Below are 15,905 nucleotides of genomic sequence, written 5' to 3' on the forward strand. Positions count from 1 at the left end.
TGTCACCGTAACCTGCAGATTCTCGACGATATTAAACGTGTGTGTATTCGTTCTCGGGTAATAATCCGACAAAATGCTGTTGTTCATGTAACACCCCGTATATTTGAGATCGTAATAAAATTCGTCTGGCCCAGTTCAAATGAGGCTTGATTTCATTCATTTTGTTATAGTATTCACTCTTGAACACGCCGCGGCTGCCATCATTGCTGTCTACAATACTTAAGGCGTCCACATACTCTTCATGCATTACGGTATACATGGCCTGCACGGGTCTGAGGTGGGAGGGGTGGATAATGGTTTTGCCCACAATGCCGTTCTCCTTGTCCAGAATCACTTCCCGGATCAGCCCGTCCATGGAGCTTGAGATGAAGCTGTTGCGCATCTCGCGTCCATGCTTGCCGTAGGTATCCTCGAAGGGCGTCTCCCGCAGCTGCGGGCGGAGGACCCGGTGCCCCTTGCTGGCAAAATACTCCCAAACAGGACCCGAGATCACGTATCCTTCCTCCACACGGCCAAATACGTTAATAATATCCGACATGCAGTCGCGGATCGGTGTCAGATCATAGATGCTGATATCCGGGCTGCGCCGCAGTCCGAACAGGCTGGAGAAATCCGTTGCTCCGATCCGGACATTCAGCACATACCCGCGGTATTGCCCGAGCAGATCCCGGACCCCAAGCAGAGTATCCATCCGGCTCTCCCTGTAGATAATCGGCGCATTCTCCAGAATCGGCATCCCGTACAGCACCGGAGCGGAATAGCTGCGTGTGTCATTGTAATCGGCAATAGCCTCGAAATAATCCGTACCGTTCTCTACGGAGAATTTGGGGAAGACGAAGCCGGTCAGCATGGTAATTAATGATCCCAGCCGGAAAATCAGGTCTCTCAGCTGTGCAGGGTTACGTACGCGGATGAACAGCAGCGGAAGACTGCCGCGCTGGTCTGGCTCATTCTCCGCATAAGCGGATAGAAACGCCAGATGCCTGACGATGGACTCTTCGGCATAATCCACTTCACCGTCCCCGATGGCATCCTCCAAATCTATGATTACCGTAATAAGCCCCGAGGCTCTCAGCTTAATAATATCTTCGGCAACACTGGCACGGGTGGCCGGCATATAAAGGGCTGCTCCGACGGCATAAGCCAGTAAATCCTTGCGGGTAGTATGATCAAATGAAACCGGCGGAACATGGAATAATGAGGCTTCCTGTTCTTGTGTGAGGTAATCGAAATATCTCAAGGCCCTTCCCCCTTAATGTTGTGCCAGCACAATACAAATGGCCTTTGGCTGCGAGCAGAACCAGCTATGCCGTCCTCTCGGGGACGGTATCCGGCTTTATTTGAACCCAAGCAAAGGCCATGCTATAAACCTATTACGATTACCCGAAAGGCGTGCCGGAGTCCACCCTTCCCGTGAACCCCGCGCCTTCCTGCACTGCTATAAAGGATAAAGAGATGAAGCATGCAGATCAATCAGGCCTTGTGGTTCTCAGCCTTCTTGCGTTTGCTTGCGCTATACACGATAGTACCTGCAAACACCGCAATTAGAATACCGAAGAAAATGACATGCGGCAATTCATAGCCGAAGGCTCCGGCAAGCATTTTACCGGCAATCAGTGCAATAAGCAGGAATGCCGTTTGTTCCAGTTCAGGATATCTTGCGATCAGCTTGAGGAACACCTGAGCTACACCGCGCATCATCAGTACGCCGAGAATACCGCCAAGGAAGAGTACCCAGACTTCAGAACTAAGACCGAATGCTGCTACCACGCTGTCAATACTGAAGGCAATATCCATTAATTCAACCAGGAGGACCGTCTTCCAGAAAGAGGCGCCTTTATTCTTAACCTCGCCATCTTCACCGCTGCCCTTGAACAACCCTTTGTAGGCAATATAGAAGAGATACAAGGCCCCAAGCACCTTAACCAGCGTAAATTTGACGAGATAGGTCCCTAGACCAATCGCCAGGAATCTGAATAAATAAGCACCTAGTATCCCGTAGAACAAAGCCTTACGCTGCTGCTCCTTCGGCAGGTGCTTAACCATGACCGCCAGTACAAGCGCGTTATCAGCGGACAACAGACCCTCCAGCAGAATCAGACTTCCGATAATCCCCCAGCTGACAGGGTCGGATAGCGTCCCTGCAATATCACTCCATGAGAAGAAATGCCCGTAATTCTCACCGATACTCCTAAAAAAATCACTGAACCAGTCCATTCCACTTGCGCCTCCGGTAATATCAAATTATTTGCTTCCCGCTACCCAGCGAAGCCCCCAGCCATAAGCCTCATCCATCTCTCTGTGACCGCTGAAATATTGCACGAGCCGTTCAATACTGAAGGTCTCGCCCTCCACATTCCGGATCAGCGCGATGGCGCACATGCCTTTACGGTTGTTATGCTCGTCCAGATTCACGATAATATCCGGTCCTCCATCCTGCTTCAGGGTAACCACTCCATCCGCCTCAGACCAATTGGTAACTCCTTTGTAAATAAAGGCAAACACCAGAATCCGTTCGATCTGGGCTACCTTACTTCCGTTTATACGCAGATTCTCGCCGGATGTTACGGAGCCGGTCCGGTCATCTCCATCAAGCATGATGTAAGGCGGCTGCTGGAGGTTGCCGAACGCATTGCCCAGTGCCTGTACCACGCCTTTGCTGCCGTTCTTCAGCTCATACAGACATGCCAGATCCAGGTCCACCCCGCCCTTGTTACGGCTGAACAGTCCTCCGCCCTGCTTCTGGTTCCAGTTCAAATTAATCAGCAGCTCACCCAGTCCGGAGGCCGATTTCTTCAGGTTAATCGAATCGCCCTTCTTCTTCAGCTCAATCTTCTTCAGATTGAGATTCAGCGCCGGTGCGGGAGCTGCCTCCTGCTTAGGCGGTGCCGGTGCAGGTACAGGCGGTGGCGGAATCACAATATTCGGTCTGGATGACTCCGCACGGGGCGGCGGCACCTGAAGCGGCGGGCGTGCCGGCGGCGTCTGTTCCGGCGGCTTCGCTGCCGGAGCAGGCTCGTCCTCTACTTCTATGCCATAGTTCCCGCATAGTGCCTTAAGCCCGCCCGAGAAGCCCGCAACAATCGCACTGTATTTCCATTCTTCGCCATGTCTATATAATTCTCCAACTACAACAGCCGTTTCCACAGAGAACTGATTTCCGAGGTTACACCGCAGAAGCTGCGCACCTGTCGCCTGATTCACGATCCGGCACTCCGCTTCACTCATTTGTCCGAACATCTGCTTGCGTTTTTCTCCGTCATACAGAGTAAGCGTGAAGGCAATCTTCACTATGTTTGCCGGAATCCGCTCCAGCGAGACCTCGAACTGCTTCAGTCCGCCCGAAGCTGTACCCGGTACATCTTTATAGGTGATAAAGGGAGTAGACGGGTTATTGTAAAAGATCAGATCGTCGTCACTGCCCACTTTACCGCCAGCTCCAAGCAGGAATGCGGAAGCATCAATATCCATGGAAGACGGAGCTTTCCACCCGATCTCAACCGTAAGGCTGCGGAGTCCCGGGTTCCCTTTGGTCAGATCTGCTTTCTGTCCTTTGACTACTTCTGTACTCATTCTTACGCCACCTTTATACATGGATAAGAGTGCAACTTATCAGATTTTGTGTATAAAAAGGGCAGGATCGATGATGATCCCGCCTTTGAAGCTCTTATTGCGCGTCCAGCCCGTAGTTCTTGCATAATGCGCTTAGTCCGCCGGCGAAGCCGCTGCCGATCGCCTGGAATTTCCAATCCGCCCCCTGGCGGTAGAATTCACAGAAGACTACTGCCGTCTCGGTGGAGAAATCCTCGCCCAGATCGAACCGCAGAACCTCACGGTCGCTGGATGCATCCACTACGCGGACAAAAGCATTGGAGACTTGTCCGAAGTTCTGCGCCCGGGCCTCATAATCATAGATCGTAACCGTGATCCCGATCCGCTGAATATTCGCAGGCACCAGACTGAAGTCTACGATAATCTGCTCATCGTCGCCATCGCCTTCACCAGTACGATTATCGCCTGTGTGGGTTACAGAGCCTGTACCGCCGCTTGGATTGTTATAGAATACAAAGTCATTTTCGCTTTTGGCTTTGCCGTCCTCATGCAGCAGGAATGCTGAAGCATCGAGGTCGAAATCCTGTCCGCCGCTGTACTTGTTTGTATCCCAGCCCAGACCTACAATTACCTTCGTCAGACCCGGATTGGTCTTGGTAAGATCAATCCGCTGTCCTTTGGAAAGACTGATCGTCACTTTCGAAAACCCTCTTTCATTACAGATTTATTTCCCGGAGCCGCCGGGCTTATTGCAGGCCGTAATCACGTGTCAGGCCAGCCAGACCGTCCTTGTAGCCGCTGCCAATCGCATTGAATTTCCATTCTGCGCCGTTACGGTACAATTCGCCGACAACTACACCTGTTTCAACGGAGAAATCTTCACCCAGGTCAAAGCGGATCAGCTCTTCACTATTCGCATCGTTGACGATACGCACATAAGAACGGGAGACTTGTCCGAAGTTCTGGCTTCTGCCTTCTGCATCATAGATGGTAATCGTGAACGCAATTTTGTCCACATCAGCCGGGATATTCTGCAGGTCTACCTGAACCTGCTCATCATCCCCGTCACCTTCACCTGTACGGTTGTCGCCGGTGTGAACAACGGAGGCGTTCTCGTTCTGCTTGTTGTTGAAGAAGATGAAGTTGGACTCCTTGGCCACTTTACCGCTGGCATCGGTCAGGAACACAGACACATCAAGGTCGAAGTCTTTGCCGCCATCATATTTATTCGTATCCCATCCGAGGCCGACTGTGATTTTGGACAAGCCTGGATTCGTTTTGGTTAAATCGATTTTTTGTCCCTTGGATAAGTTAATAGCCATGAATAGAGCCCTCTTTTCTTAAATTGGATTTAGATTTAGATGTAGCGTTCTGCCAGCTGATTGATATGCGCGGCGTGGGCTGCTTCACCGATGGCTGCGAATTTCCACTCATCGCCATGACGGTACAGCTCGCCGCAGATCAGTGCCGTGAAGCCTGTATAATTGTCTGTCAGATTAAACTTAACCAATTCTGCATTGCCTGCCGCATTAATAATGCGGATATACGCAGATTTGATCATGCCGAAATCCTGCTTGCGGTTCACCGCATCATAGATATTAACAACTACAAGGACCTTATGGACATCCGCAGGAATCTGCTTCAGATTCACCATGATCTGTTCGTCGTCCCCGTCTCCCTCACCCGTCAGATTATCTCCCGAGTGGACTACAGAGTTATTCGCATTCTGTTTGTTGTGAAAGCAGACGAGGTTCAGCTTGTTCGTCAGCTTGCCGTTCTCATTCAGCAGCAGCGCTGAAGCATCGCAGTCGATATTCGCCTGTTTCTTGATTCCGAAGAAGCCTCTCGAAGGTTCGGCAGGGTCCCAGCCCAGTCCTACAATTACGTTAGACAGCCCGGCATTGCCTTTGGTTAAATCGATCTTCTGACCTTTTACCAGATTAATTCCAGCCAACTTGAAGTACCTCCGTTTCCAGATAGAAGTATGCCTTGCGGGTGTTACATCAGTGATACGGCGGTGAATCGCCTAAAGTTTCAGTCATTAGCAAATAAAATCCAGCCTGTACTTACAGGCTGAATTCACTTGGGCTGAGTCCCAGTACATTGCAGATATTCCGCACAACCGCTTTCTCATGCTCATCGAAGTCGCCGTCTGCTGCACCAATCGCCGAGCATACGCCCACGATTAAGCGTCCAACCTCCGGTTTGCCGTTAAACTTCCCGATGGCCTTAAGCGCTTCCTGCTTGCCGATCTCCGGCGAGAACTCGAAGTTGCTCACATAGTAATTGAACTGGGTGATGACATCTCTCATGTCAAATACCTTCAGTTCATTGCTGAGATTCATATATCCCGCCATCTTATTCTTCTCGGATTCCTCAATCTTGCCGTCAGCCGCAGCCACCAGCGCGCAGCCTGCTACTACCGCGTTCATAAAGTCTTTATTTTTAAATTTCTTCACTTGATCCGTCAGTCCGTTTTTGGTGGTATTCAGCCAATTTTTGAATGTGCTCATCGTATTCTCCTTCTATCATTATGGAATTATAAAAAAAGATATCCCCGAGCCTCCTCCCCGCCACCCTGGGCAGCTAATCATTCATGGACTTATTGCCTATTTCTTACTCTTCTAATATAACCGATTAAATAACAATATTCTACTTTGGGCGGTTCTCACAGTACCTTGGACAGAAACTCCCGTGTACGCTCATGCGACGGGCTGCCGAACAGCTGCTCCGGCGCACCCTGCTCGACTATGACACCTTGCTCCATAAAAAGCACCCGGTCCCCCACCTCGCGGGCAAAGCCCATCTCATGAGTCACCACAACCATGGTCATCCCCTCACGGGCCAGCTCCTTCATGACCGCCAGCACCTCGCCCACCATCTCGGGGTCCAGGGCCGACGTCGGCTCGTCGAACAGCATGATCTTCGGCTCCATCGCCAGCGCCCGGGCAATCGCCACCCGCTGGGCCTGACCGCCGGAGAGCGAGGCCGGATACATCTCCGCCTTCTCACTGAGGCCCACCTTCTGCAGCAGCTCTACCGCCTTCTGCCTCGCTTGATCCGCCGTCCATTTCCGCACCTTCACCGGGGCCAGCATGATGTTCTCGATCACCGTGCGGTGCGGAAACAGATTGAACTGCTGAAAGACCATCCCCACCTCGGTTCGGATATCGTTAATCCTTGTGCTCTTTGCCATCAAGGAAGTGCCTAGAGTGATAATATCACCCGCTTGCGGCTGCTCCAGCAGATTAAGGCAGCGCAGAAAGGTCGATTTGCCCGAGCCTGAAGGCCCGATGACCACCACAACCTCACGGCTGTGAATGTCGACGCTGATATCCGTCAGTACCTGATGGGCACCGAATGATTTATGCAGATGCTTGACTGAGATAACCGGTTCCATAGGGTTACACCTTCCGTTCGATATAATTAAGCAGCTTGCTGAGCGAATAAGTAAGGATGAAATAGATCAGTGCAGCGGTCAGATAAGGCTCCCATATCCGCAGGTATTGGCCTTTCATGGTATTGCTCCAGTACATAATCTCAGGGGCGGCAATCAGCGCCAGCAGCGAGGAGTCCTTAACCAGCACGATGAATTCATTCCCGAAGGCAGGAACCATCCGTTTGATGGCCTGGGGCAGAATAATGAAGCGCATCGCCTGCCGCCGGGTCATCCCGAGGGATAAGGCCGCTTCCCGCTGCCCGGGGTCGATGGACTGTATACCCGCGCGGAAGATCTCCGCAGAATAGGCAGCAGAATTGAGTGACAGCGCCACGAATGCGCTCATCAGCGCGTAGGTTTTGCCATAGAACAACGGGATCAGCCCGAAGTGGACGATCAGAATCTGCACATAGAGCGGCGTACCGCGGAAGATGTTGATATAGGCATGGAACGGCCAGCGGAAATACCACTTGGGCGCCATTTTACCGAAGCCGATAACCAGCCCCAGCAGGGAGCCGCACAGGATGGAGACCAGCGATACGCCGATGGTGAACAAGGTCCCTTTTAGCAAAACCGGTAAATAATGAACGATGATGTCGAATCTGAAATCCATAGAATTCTTCCCTTCTCTTCTGCATGTGCCTTACTCAAAAAAAGAAGCACGCGCAATAGCAATCATTACGCATGCTTGGTTGTTGCCGGTTCTCAGGCTACTTCGCGTTCATAAGCGCCGCCGTATCCGGCTCTTCGCCGAACCATTCCTTGTAGATCTCCGCATATTTGCCGTTCTCGATGACCTTCTTGATCGCCGGGTCCAGCTTCTCCTTCCATTCACTGCCCTTAGGATACAGAATGCCGTAGTACTCGGAGCCGAAATTCTCCTTGTCGATAATGCCGGTCAGCTTCTCCTTCGGATTGTTCTTGATGTATTCGTTCACGATGGCGATATCCGCGACCACCGCATCCGCGCCGCCGCCGTTCAGCTCCATCAGCGCTACCGCATTGCTGTCGAACCGCTTCAGGTTGCCGTTGTCGACGCCCATAATGCCGCTCATCAGCTCATCCGCTGTCGTAGCTGCCTGAACCGCTACCTTTTTCCCCTTCAGATCCAGGGAGGATTTGATCTCGCTGCCTTCCTTCACCATGATCATGTTCGTAGATTCGAAATAAGGGATGGAGTAGTCATAGGTTTCCTTGCGTTCATCTGTTATCGATACCGAGGATACACCCGCCTGATATTCAGTGCCCTGCTTCACACTGGTCAGCATGGTATCCCAGCCTGTGTTGGTGACCGTGTAATCGACGCCGGCCTCCTCCATTACCGCCTTGATGAAATCAATGTCAAAGCCCTTGATTGTATCGGTATCCATATACTCCATTGGTGCATAGCTGGCATCGGTAGCGATTTTGAGGCTCTTCCCGTCCGAACTGCCGCCTTCTGCATTATTACCAGAGCCACAACCCGCTATTGCCAAGACCAGGAGTGCCACCATACCTGACATCGCCCATGTTTTCCGGATTCCCATTCTCCAATCCCCCTACTTATTTGTAAAATAACTTAAGGAGATTTTATCAGATTAAAGCAATGATGACAATTAACTTTATCCACTAGTGTAATATAATATGACACTATTATCGATATATTGTAACATCTCATGCAAAAAAGCAGCCAAAATGTCCCGGAGAGAGCTCCGGCAGCATTCTGGCTGCTTACTGAATGGTCAATCTATATATTAGCGCATAATTTAGAAGGTTAAATCGCCGTCATAGGAAGCAATCATCCGGTACAGCTCCGGACGGCGGTCACGGAAGATCCCCCATTCAATCCGGCCTACCTCAAGGGCATCCAGATCGAATTCGCTGACCAGCACGGTCTGCTCATTCCGTCCGGCTTCGACAATCTTGTTGCCCTGCGGACCGGCGATGAATGACGAGCCGTAGAAATCAATGCTGGAATCCTCGTCAGTCTCCTTCCCGATCCGGTTGGAGGCCACGACAGGAATCAGGTTAGCGGCAGCATGACCCAGCATGCAGGTCTGCCAGTGATCCTTGGAATCAATCGACCCATCCTGCGGCTCCGAGCCGATGGCTGTAGGGTAGAACAGAATCTCCGCACCCATCAGGCTCATCACCCGGGCAGCTTCCGGGTACCATTGGTCCCAGCATACGCCGACTCCGATTTTGGCATAGCGGGTATTCCACACCTTGAAGCCGGTATCGCCCGGGTTGAAGTAGAATTTCTCTTCATAGCCTGGACCGTCAGGAATATGGCTCTTGCGGTATTTGCCCATCACGGTTCCGTCCGCATCAATTACCGCCAGCGAGTTGTAACGCGCATAGTTCTTCTTCTCATAAAAGCTGATCGGCAGCACCACCGCAAGCTCCTTGGCGATCGCCTTGAAGTGGTTCACCGCCTTGTTCTGCTCAAGCTCTGTAGCATAGGCATAGTAATCCGACTTCTCCTTCTGGCAGAAATACGGCGTCTCGAACAGCTCCTGCAGCAGAATAATCTGCGCTCCTTGTGCGGCAGCCTCTCTAACCAGGGCCTCCGCCTTGCGGATATTCTCATCAATGTCGCCGGAACAGCTCATTTGCGTCGCGGCTACTTTTACTTGTCTCATGGTTGTTCCTCCTTATATGAACTTATAACACTTAAAACTCAAAGCTTGGTCGTCGCTGCGGTGAACATTTGGACTTCCGGCCGCTGTTGTCCCCAGATTTCTTGATTTAATCCGCTCTCCGCGGTTGAAATCCGGTGACAAAGGCGGTCGCTAACGCTCCTACAGTTCCAAATTTCCCCTCCGCTTCTTTTCGCTTTTCGTTAAGCTCCATTCACCGCAGGCATCTGCTGGGTGGTGCAGTGCACGTTGCCGCCTTCGCCGATCACGGCCATTCCGTTAACGGTACGGATGCGGCGGTCTGGGAACAGCCCGGCCAGCGTCTCTTCAGCCAGCTTGTCCGTCTCAGCCGCTGTACCGCCGAAGACCGGCAGGATGATTCCGCAGTTCACGAAATAGAAATTCAGATAGCTCAGCGTCAGGCGGCTGCCCTCGAAATCTACACGGGGCGGCTGCTGAATGCGGACAATCTCCAGCTTACGGCCTTTGGCATCAACCGTCTGCTCCAGAATGCGCAGATTCTCCTGCGTAATCGCATAGTTCTCATCCTGCGGGTCCTCGCAGACCTGGATAATCACCTTGCCCGGTGCCGCGAAGCAAGCGATGTTATCGACATGCCCGTCCGTCTCATCCCCGCTGAGGCCGCGCTTCAGCCAGATGATGGACTCGGTCCCGGTATACTGCTTGACATAATCAGCAATTTCTTCGCGGCTAAGCTCAGGATTACGGTTCGTATTCAGCAGGCATTCCTCTGTGGTCAGCAGGGTGCCCTCGCCATCCGTATGAATGGAGCCGCCCTCCATCACCAGCGGGGCATTGAATCTGGTGATTCCCTGATGCTCAAGAATCTGCGGTGCCACCGCATCATCGAGATCCCACGGCGAATATTTGCCGCCCCAGGCATTGAACTTCCAGTTGACCCCGGCCAGCTTGCCGTCCGGACCAGCGACGAAGGTCGGACCGTTGTCGCGCAGCCAGGCATCATTATGCTTGATCGGAAGCAGCGTTACATTAGCACCAAGCGCCAATTGCTCAACGGCCTCCAGCTCGTCCGGGTTAACAACCACGGTCACGGGCTCGAATTCGGCAATCGCCCGGATAATCTCGGCATACCCTGCGCTGACCGCTTCATGATTATCAGGGTGTACCATCGAGTCCTTCACCGGCCAGGAAATGAAGGTCCGTTCATGCTTGGCCCATTCGGCCGGCATTGTATAGTGTAAATCACGTGGATGCATCATTTAGTTACCTCTGCTGTTCATATTTGAAGCCGGGCTGTACTGTCTGCCCGCAAAGCTCCTCACCCATCATACATGAATATGCCGATGGGCTCAATTGCTGCGCAGCAATAATCCCTCTGGAAATATCCAGAGGGATCGCAGAGTGGAAATGGCTTTTTCAATCTGCTAAATCTGTTACAGCCTGATTTGCTTGAGGATATTGCCGCTGAAGTCTTTAATGAGAAATTCCCCATTCTCCAGGACACCGTAAGAGTTCGGGTTGTTCTCCTTCGGCAGCGCAATCGATCCGGGATTGAGCACATTAATGCCGCCCCTCACCTCTGCCACCGGCAGATGCGTATGCCCCTGAATAAACACATCCTGCGGGGAGAGCGCCGGTAAGCGGTCGATGCTGAAGCCATGCCCGTGGGTGGCGTAGATTTTGCGGCCTTCATGCAGAATCAGTACATAGTCGCCCATCATCGGGAAGTGCAGCAGCATCTGATCCACCTCAGCATCACAATTACCTCTTACCGCCGCCAGCGATTTACCGGATTGGCAGTATGCATTCAGCCTGTCGGCGACCCCCTGCGGATTATACCCCTCCGGCAGCGGATTCCTCGGCCCGTGATACAGAAAGTCGCCCAGTATAACCAGCGTGTGCGGCTGCTCCTCCTCCGCTTTAGCCAGCACCTCCTCCAGCCAGTACAGTGATCCGTGAATATCGGAAATGAACATTAGTTTCATGTGGATGCTTCCTTTCTGTGAATATACCTGTCACTAACTTCTACTATAACGCTTTTTTGCCAAACTAGTTGAAACTCTCAGCCAAAATCCTGCCAAAAATGCAACATCCTATTTACAGCCACAGGCCCAATACAAAAATGTTGCATGAAAAGCAGCATTCCTTCTCCTCCGGGCGAAATTACAGGCTGAATCCTGCATTCTGTGCAACAATTCCGCCTGAACCCCGCCTATTGCCGGTTCGAAATTGCATTATGTGCAACATTAGACGCGAACGCTACATCCCACACCTGTATCCTACTATAAACGAGCAGCTGAGGCGGGGAACGCAAAGCAAGACGCCCGGGAAGGGCGTCTCTTGGGGGACATACTTGGCAGAACACACCTTATCAGGCGTTCCTTGACGGACATCGCTTGACTGAGCGTCTCACAATGGAGCACCACACTCAAACTCACTTATCAGCAGCCTCAAGGCAGATTGGACGAGCCCATCAGGAAGCGGTCTACCTCGCGGGCAGCCTGGCGGCCCTCGTTAATCGCCCACACCACAAGACTCTGGCCGCGCCGCATATCACCGGCGGTGAAGACTCCCTCCACATTCGTTGCCTGCGCGCCGAACTCTGCCTTCACGTTGGAACGCTCATCGCATTCTATGCCAAGCTGTCCCAGCACCGTTTCTTCCGGCCCGGTGAAGCCCAGCGCCAACAGCACGAGCTGCGCCGGGATCACCTCTTCGCTGCCTGGTACTTCGACCGGCGCCATCCGCCCGTCTTCCGTGCGCTTCCATTCAATGCGCACCGTGTGCAGCTCCTGTACATGGCCATCTGCATCGCCGACGAAACGCTTGGTATTCACCAGATAGCGGCGCGGATCTTCTTCATATAGAGAAGCTGCCTCCTGCTGTCCGTAGTCCACCTTCAGCACCTTCGGCCATTCCGGCCAAGGATTGCCCGGCTGGCGGGTCAATGGAGACTGCGGCATAATCTCCAGCTGAATCACGCTGCGGCAGCCGTGGCGGATGGAGGTCGCTACACAGTCTGTTCCCGTGTCTCCGCCGCCGATGACGACCACATCCTTGCCTGCCGCCGACAGGTATTCTCCATCCTCCAGCCCGGAATCCAGCAGACTCTTCGTATTCAGCGTCAGGAATTCCATCGCCTGATGGATGCCGCGCAGCTCCCGGCCCTCCAGCGGCAGGTCGCGCGCCTTCGTAGAACCGCCGCAGAGAACCACCGCATCATTCTCCTCCTGGAGCTGTGCGGCTGTAATATCCCGGCCGATCTCAGTCCGGGTGACGAAGGTAACGCCTTCCGCTGCCAGCAGATCCACCCGGCGCTGCACCTTCTTCTTATCCAGCTTCATGTTCGGAATACCGTAGGTCAGCAATCCGCCGATCCGGTCAGCCCGCTCATACACCGTTACACTGTGTCCCGCCTTATTCAGCTGGGCAGCGCAGGCCAGCCCGGCAGGGCCGGAGCCGACGACGGCAACCTTCTTGCCTGTTCGGGTCAGCGGCGGCTCAGGAACGATCCAGCCTTCCGCGAATCCTCTATCTACAATCGCTTTTTCGATCGATTTAATCGTTACCGAATCACCGTTCTTCCCTACTGTGCAAGAGCCTTCACAAGGCGCTGGGCAGACGCGTCCTGTAAATTCCGGGAAGTTATTCGTCTTATGCAGGCGCTTTAGCGCAACCTGCCAGTTGCCGCGGTAGACCATGTCATTCCACTCTGGAATCAGATTATGCAGCGGACAGCCGCTGGCCATCCCTGACAACATACGCCCGACATGGCAGAACGGTGTTCCGCAATCCATACAGCGGGCACCCTGCTCACGCAGCTGTTCTTCCTCCATCGGAACCGAGAATTCATTCCAGTTCTTAATCCGCTCCAGCGGCTCGCATTCAGCAGGCGTGCGCCGCTGATATTCTATAAATCCGGTTGTTTTACCCATCCCTGTCATCCTCCGAGTCTCTCTGATTGGCCGCCGAAAGGTAATAGACGGCATTCATGCCCACACCCGGCTCCAAAAAGAAACACACTCTTCTGTCACCGTCCGTTATTCTGTCACTGTAAAGCAGCGAAGCAAGAGGCTGTAACGGGGCTTCAAATCACCCCGGTACAGGCTCTTGCACGGTTATCATAAGGGGAATAAATGCCTTCATATTACCACCTATCCGCAGGGAGAGAACATGAGCAATGTCACCTTTTGTGTTAACGTTATGTGGCAAATCGTGGACAGCAGGGTCAGGCAGCATCTTTTTTCTTGAACATATTATAGACCGAGCTGAACACCCCAAACAGAATGCCCGTTAACGGGAAGACGATCCAGTTGATCTCCCACTGGTCAAACACAATACCGCTCACCAGAAAAACACAAGTAACCAACGGCCAGATCACAGCGGCAACCGCACCGACAAACCGGTCCTCCTCCTTCTTCGCTTCACTGAAATCACCGGTCTTCAGCAGTTTCTTATAAGCCCCCCGGATATTTCCGTAATACACGAAGAGGAACACCGCTACAGCCACCATGATCAACAGAACGGCTACCCCGAACGAGCTGTATTCATCTCCAAACACAGAAGATACAAAGATGGCAATCGGCGACAATACGCATAAACAGACCCCCATGATGAGCGACAACGTATAGGTGGCGGCAAAAGCCGACTGTCTCTGCTCAATATATGCCTCCAGAGGATACGGCAGATTGAACCCGGACTCCAAATATTTGTATTTCTCCATTTTCGTGCCACTGTAGATAAATAAGGCGATAGCAGGAACGAGGAGCAGTAACAGGGAGACCAGCCCGATCATGCTCATCGCATCCTCAGAGAATACAGAGTCCATGAACCCGTTCTCCCCCAGACCTGAGATCAGGATTAGCAGAGCAGCGCCCAGCATAATCAGCCCTACACCCCAGCCTACGAGCAGGCCTGATCTTTTTTTGGCAGCGATAAATCCCTCTACAGCAAGCTCATCCAGCATGGGCAGCCCCAGTTCTTCCTCCTTACGAACCTCTCCAAGCCCCAGCTCGCTGACCAGCTCATCAATGTTGCCGAATTCAGAAATGACAATGCCCACCGCTTCGTTCTCCGACTTCCCTTCATGCTTCAGTTCATAGTATTTCTCCTCCATGTTGCCAAGCAGCTCCTGCTTCAGCATCGCCATCTGTTCCGTTCTGGGCAGAGATGCGAACATATTGTTCAAGTATACAATGATGGTATCCAAGTTCCTCACAGCTCCTTTATGAATTTGTTGATAACTTCCTGCGTGATCTGCCATTCCTCGCATTTGGCCCGGTAGTAGGCAAGACCCTGCGGAGTGATGCGGTAGTAGGTGCGTCTTTTGCCAAACGTCTCATCCAGATAAAAAGAATCAATATAACCGTTCTTCTCCAGCCGGGTGAATGCCGAATAGAGAGTGGTTTCCTTCATAATGTATTTCTCTTCCGACAACTTCCGTATGTTCTTGGAAATCTCATAGCCATAAGACTCCCCGTCCAGAAGCATGTAGAGGATCATCGTATCGTTATATCCCCTGATCACATCACTGCTGATCAATTGCCTGCCTCCTTTACTTCATCTGTCGTAGTAATTAGGTTCATTGTAGCACAATTACTACGACAGATGAAGTAGTGTTTTACACGGAAATACTTTTTATTTTTAAAAGCGGGGTTATGGGCGGATTCCGTGCTAAAGCAGGCTCGGATAAACCCTTGACATAAAAGCGTCCCTTGGAGAGTTTCCTCCAAAGGACGCTTAAACTGAATCTTATTCCTGGAGTTTACTGTCCCGTTTTTCGGAATCACCTTGCTTGCTTCAGGATACTATACCTGATCTCTTAGAAACCTTGATATGATGGGCCGGTCTGGAGGGCTTATGTGACTTGGCAGTTGATCCAGCTCAAAAAACTGAATATCCTGCACCTCATCCCCGTCTCCTCTAAGGGTTCCCCTGTAACCCTTGCACAGATATGCTGCAACAACGTTATGTACTTCGTCTCCATTGGGATACCGGTAATACAATTCCGGCCCAGAAAATAAATCCAGTAGCTCTAAGCCCAACGCCTCTAATCCTACCTCCTCGAAAAGCTCCCGCTTCGCAACCTCTATCATCTCTTCCCCCGGCTCCATGGAACCTCCTGGCAATCCCCACATGCCGTTATCTGTTCTCTGTTGCAATAATAATCGCCCATGGGGGTCCAACAAAATCACACAAGCTCCTGCCATAATGAGGGGATGAGTTCCGATTAAGGTGCGGATTTGTTTAATATAATTGGTCATGTGCTTCACGTCCTTATAAGTTCGACTGTATTTACCTTAATATAGCATTGC

At 52.1% G+C, this 15,905-nt stretch carries 17 protein-coding genes; all 17 read right to left on the reverse strand.

Annotated features, from left to right (window positions below):
- Nucleotides 1-31: 31 nt before the first annotated feature.
- A complete protein-coding gene (locus NSU18_RS17720; RefSeq protein WP_341015041.1) occupies nucleotides 32-1,240 on the reverse strand; it encodes an HpcH/HpaI aldolase/citrate lyase family protein in 1,209 nt (402 codons plus the stop codon).
- Between the two features lie 233 nt (nucleotides 1,241-1,473).
- On the reverse strand, nucleotides 1,474-2,217 hold the full coding sequence (locus NSU18_RS17725; RefSeq protein ID WP_341015042.1) for a TerC family protein: 744 nt from the start codon (nucleotides 2,215-2,217) through the stop codon (nucleotides 1,474-1,476).
- Between the two features lie 27 nt (nucleotides 2,218-2,244).
- Complete coding sequence (locus tag NSU18_RS17730; RefSeq protein ID WP_341149662.1) at nucleotides 2,245-3,573, reverse strand: TerD family protein; 1,329 nt, start codon at nucleotides 3,571-3,573, stop codon at nucleotides 2,245-2,247.
- 94 nt (nucleotides 3,574-3,667) lie between these two features.
- Entirely contained in the window at nucleotides 3,668-4,249 is a 582-nt protein-coding gene (locus tag NSU18_RS17735) for a TerD family protein (RefSeq protein ID WP_341015046.1), read from the reverse strand.
- Nucleotides 4,250-4,298: 49 nt separating this feature from the next.
- The gene (locus NSU18_RS17740; RefSeq protein WP_341149663.1) at nucleotides 4,299-4,874 is read right to left on the reverse strand and encodes a TerD family protein; all 576 of its coding nucleotides are present in this window, start codon (nucleotides 4,872-4,874) and stop codon (nucleotides 4,299-4,301) included.
- A 35-nt stretch (nucleotides 4,875-4,909) separates the two neighbouring features.
- Nucleotides 4,910-5,506, reverse strand: a complete 597-nt coding sequence (locus NSU18_RS17745; protein WP_341015050.1) for a TerD family protein — start codon at nucleotides 5,504-5,506, stop codon at nucleotides 4,910-4,912.
- 112 nt (nucleotides 5,507-5,618) lie between these two features.
- The gene (locus tag NSU18_RS17750) at nucleotides 5,619-6,065 is read right to left on the reverse strand and encodes a tellurite resistance TerB family protein (protein WP_341015052.1); all 447 of its coding nucleotides are present in this window, start codon (nucleotides 6,063-6,065) and stop codon (nucleotides 5,619-5,621) included.
- A 155-nt stretch (nucleotides 6,066-6,220) separates the two neighbouring features.
- Entirely contained in the window at nucleotides 6,221-6,952 is a 732-nt protein-coding gene (locus NSU18_RS17755; protein ID WP_341149664.1) for an amino acid ABC transporter ATP-binding protein, read from the reverse strand.
- 4 nt (nucleotides 6,953-6,956) lie between these two features.
- Nucleotides 6,957-7,604 (reverse strand): amino acid ABC transporter permease, encoded by a 648-nt coding sequence (locus NSU18_RS17760; RefSeq protein WP_341149665.1) that lies wholly within the window; start codon nucleotides 7,602-7,604, stop codon nucleotides 6,957-6,959.
- A 97-nt stretch (nucleotides 7,605-7,701) separates the two neighbouring features.
- On the reverse strand, nucleotides 7,702-8,517 hold the full coding sequence (locus NSU18_RS17765) for a basic amino acid ABC transporter substrate-binding protein (RefSeq protein WP_341149666.1): 816 nt from the start codon (nucleotides 8,515-8,517) through the stop codon (nucleotides 7,702-7,704).
- Nucleotides 8,518-8,736: 219 nt separating this feature from the next.
- Complete coding sequence (aguB, locus tag NSU18_RS17770; protein ID WP_341015056.1) at nucleotides 8,737-9,612, reverse strand: N-carbamoylputrescine amidase; 876 nt, start codon at nucleotides 9,610-9,612, stop codon at nucleotides 8,737-8,739.
- 200 nt (nucleotides 9,613-9,812) lie between these two features.
- Nucleotides 9,813-10,847, reverse strand: a complete 1,035-nt coding sequence (locus NSU18_RS17775) for an agmatine deiminase family protein (RefSeq protein WP_341151066.1) — start codon at nucleotides 10,845-10,847, stop codon at nucleotides 9,813-9,815.
- A 177-nt stretch (nucleotides 10,848-11,024) separates the two neighbouring features.
- On the reverse strand, nucleotides 11,025-11,576 hold the full coding sequence (gene yfcE, locus NSU18_RS17780) for a phosphodiesterase (RefSeq protein WP_341015058.1): 552 nt from the start codon (nucleotides 11,574-11,576) through the stop codon (nucleotides 11,025-11,027).
- A 465-nt stretch (nucleotides 11,577-12,041) separates the two neighbouring features.
- Entirely contained in the window at nucleotides 12,042-13,526 is a 1,485-nt protein-coding gene (locus tag NSU18_RS17785) for a glutamate synthase subunit beta (protein ID WP_341149667.1), read from the reverse strand.
- A gap of 293 nt (nucleotides 13,527-13,819) precedes the next feature.
- Entirely contained in the window at nucleotides 13,820-14,800 is a 981-nt protein-coding gene (locus NSU18_RS17790) for a permease prefix domain 1-containing protein (protein WP_341149668.1), read from the reverse strand.
- A gap of 5 nt (nucleotides 14,801-14,805) precedes the next feature.
- Nucleotides 14,806-15,132, reverse strand: a complete 327-nt coding sequence (locus tag NSU18_RS17795; protein ID WP_036723569.1) for a PadR family transcriptional regulator — start codon at nucleotides 15,130-15,132, stop codon at nucleotides 14,806-14,808.
- 266 nt (nucleotides 15,133-15,398) lie between these two features.
- Complete coding sequence (locus tag NSU18_RS17800) at nucleotides 15,399-15,854, reverse strand: NUDIX hydrolase (protein ID WP_341015062.1); 456 nt, start codon at nucleotides 15,852-15,854, stop codon at nucleotides 15,399-15,401.
- Between the last annotated feature and the right edge of the window lie 51 nt (nucleotides 15,855-15,905).

This window comes from Paenibacillus sp. FSL H8-0048, from assembly GCF_038002825.1.
In the GTDB taxonomy this organism is placed as follows: domain Bacteria; phylum Bacillota; class Bacilli; order Paenibacillales; family Paenibacillaceae; genus Paenibacillus_AQ.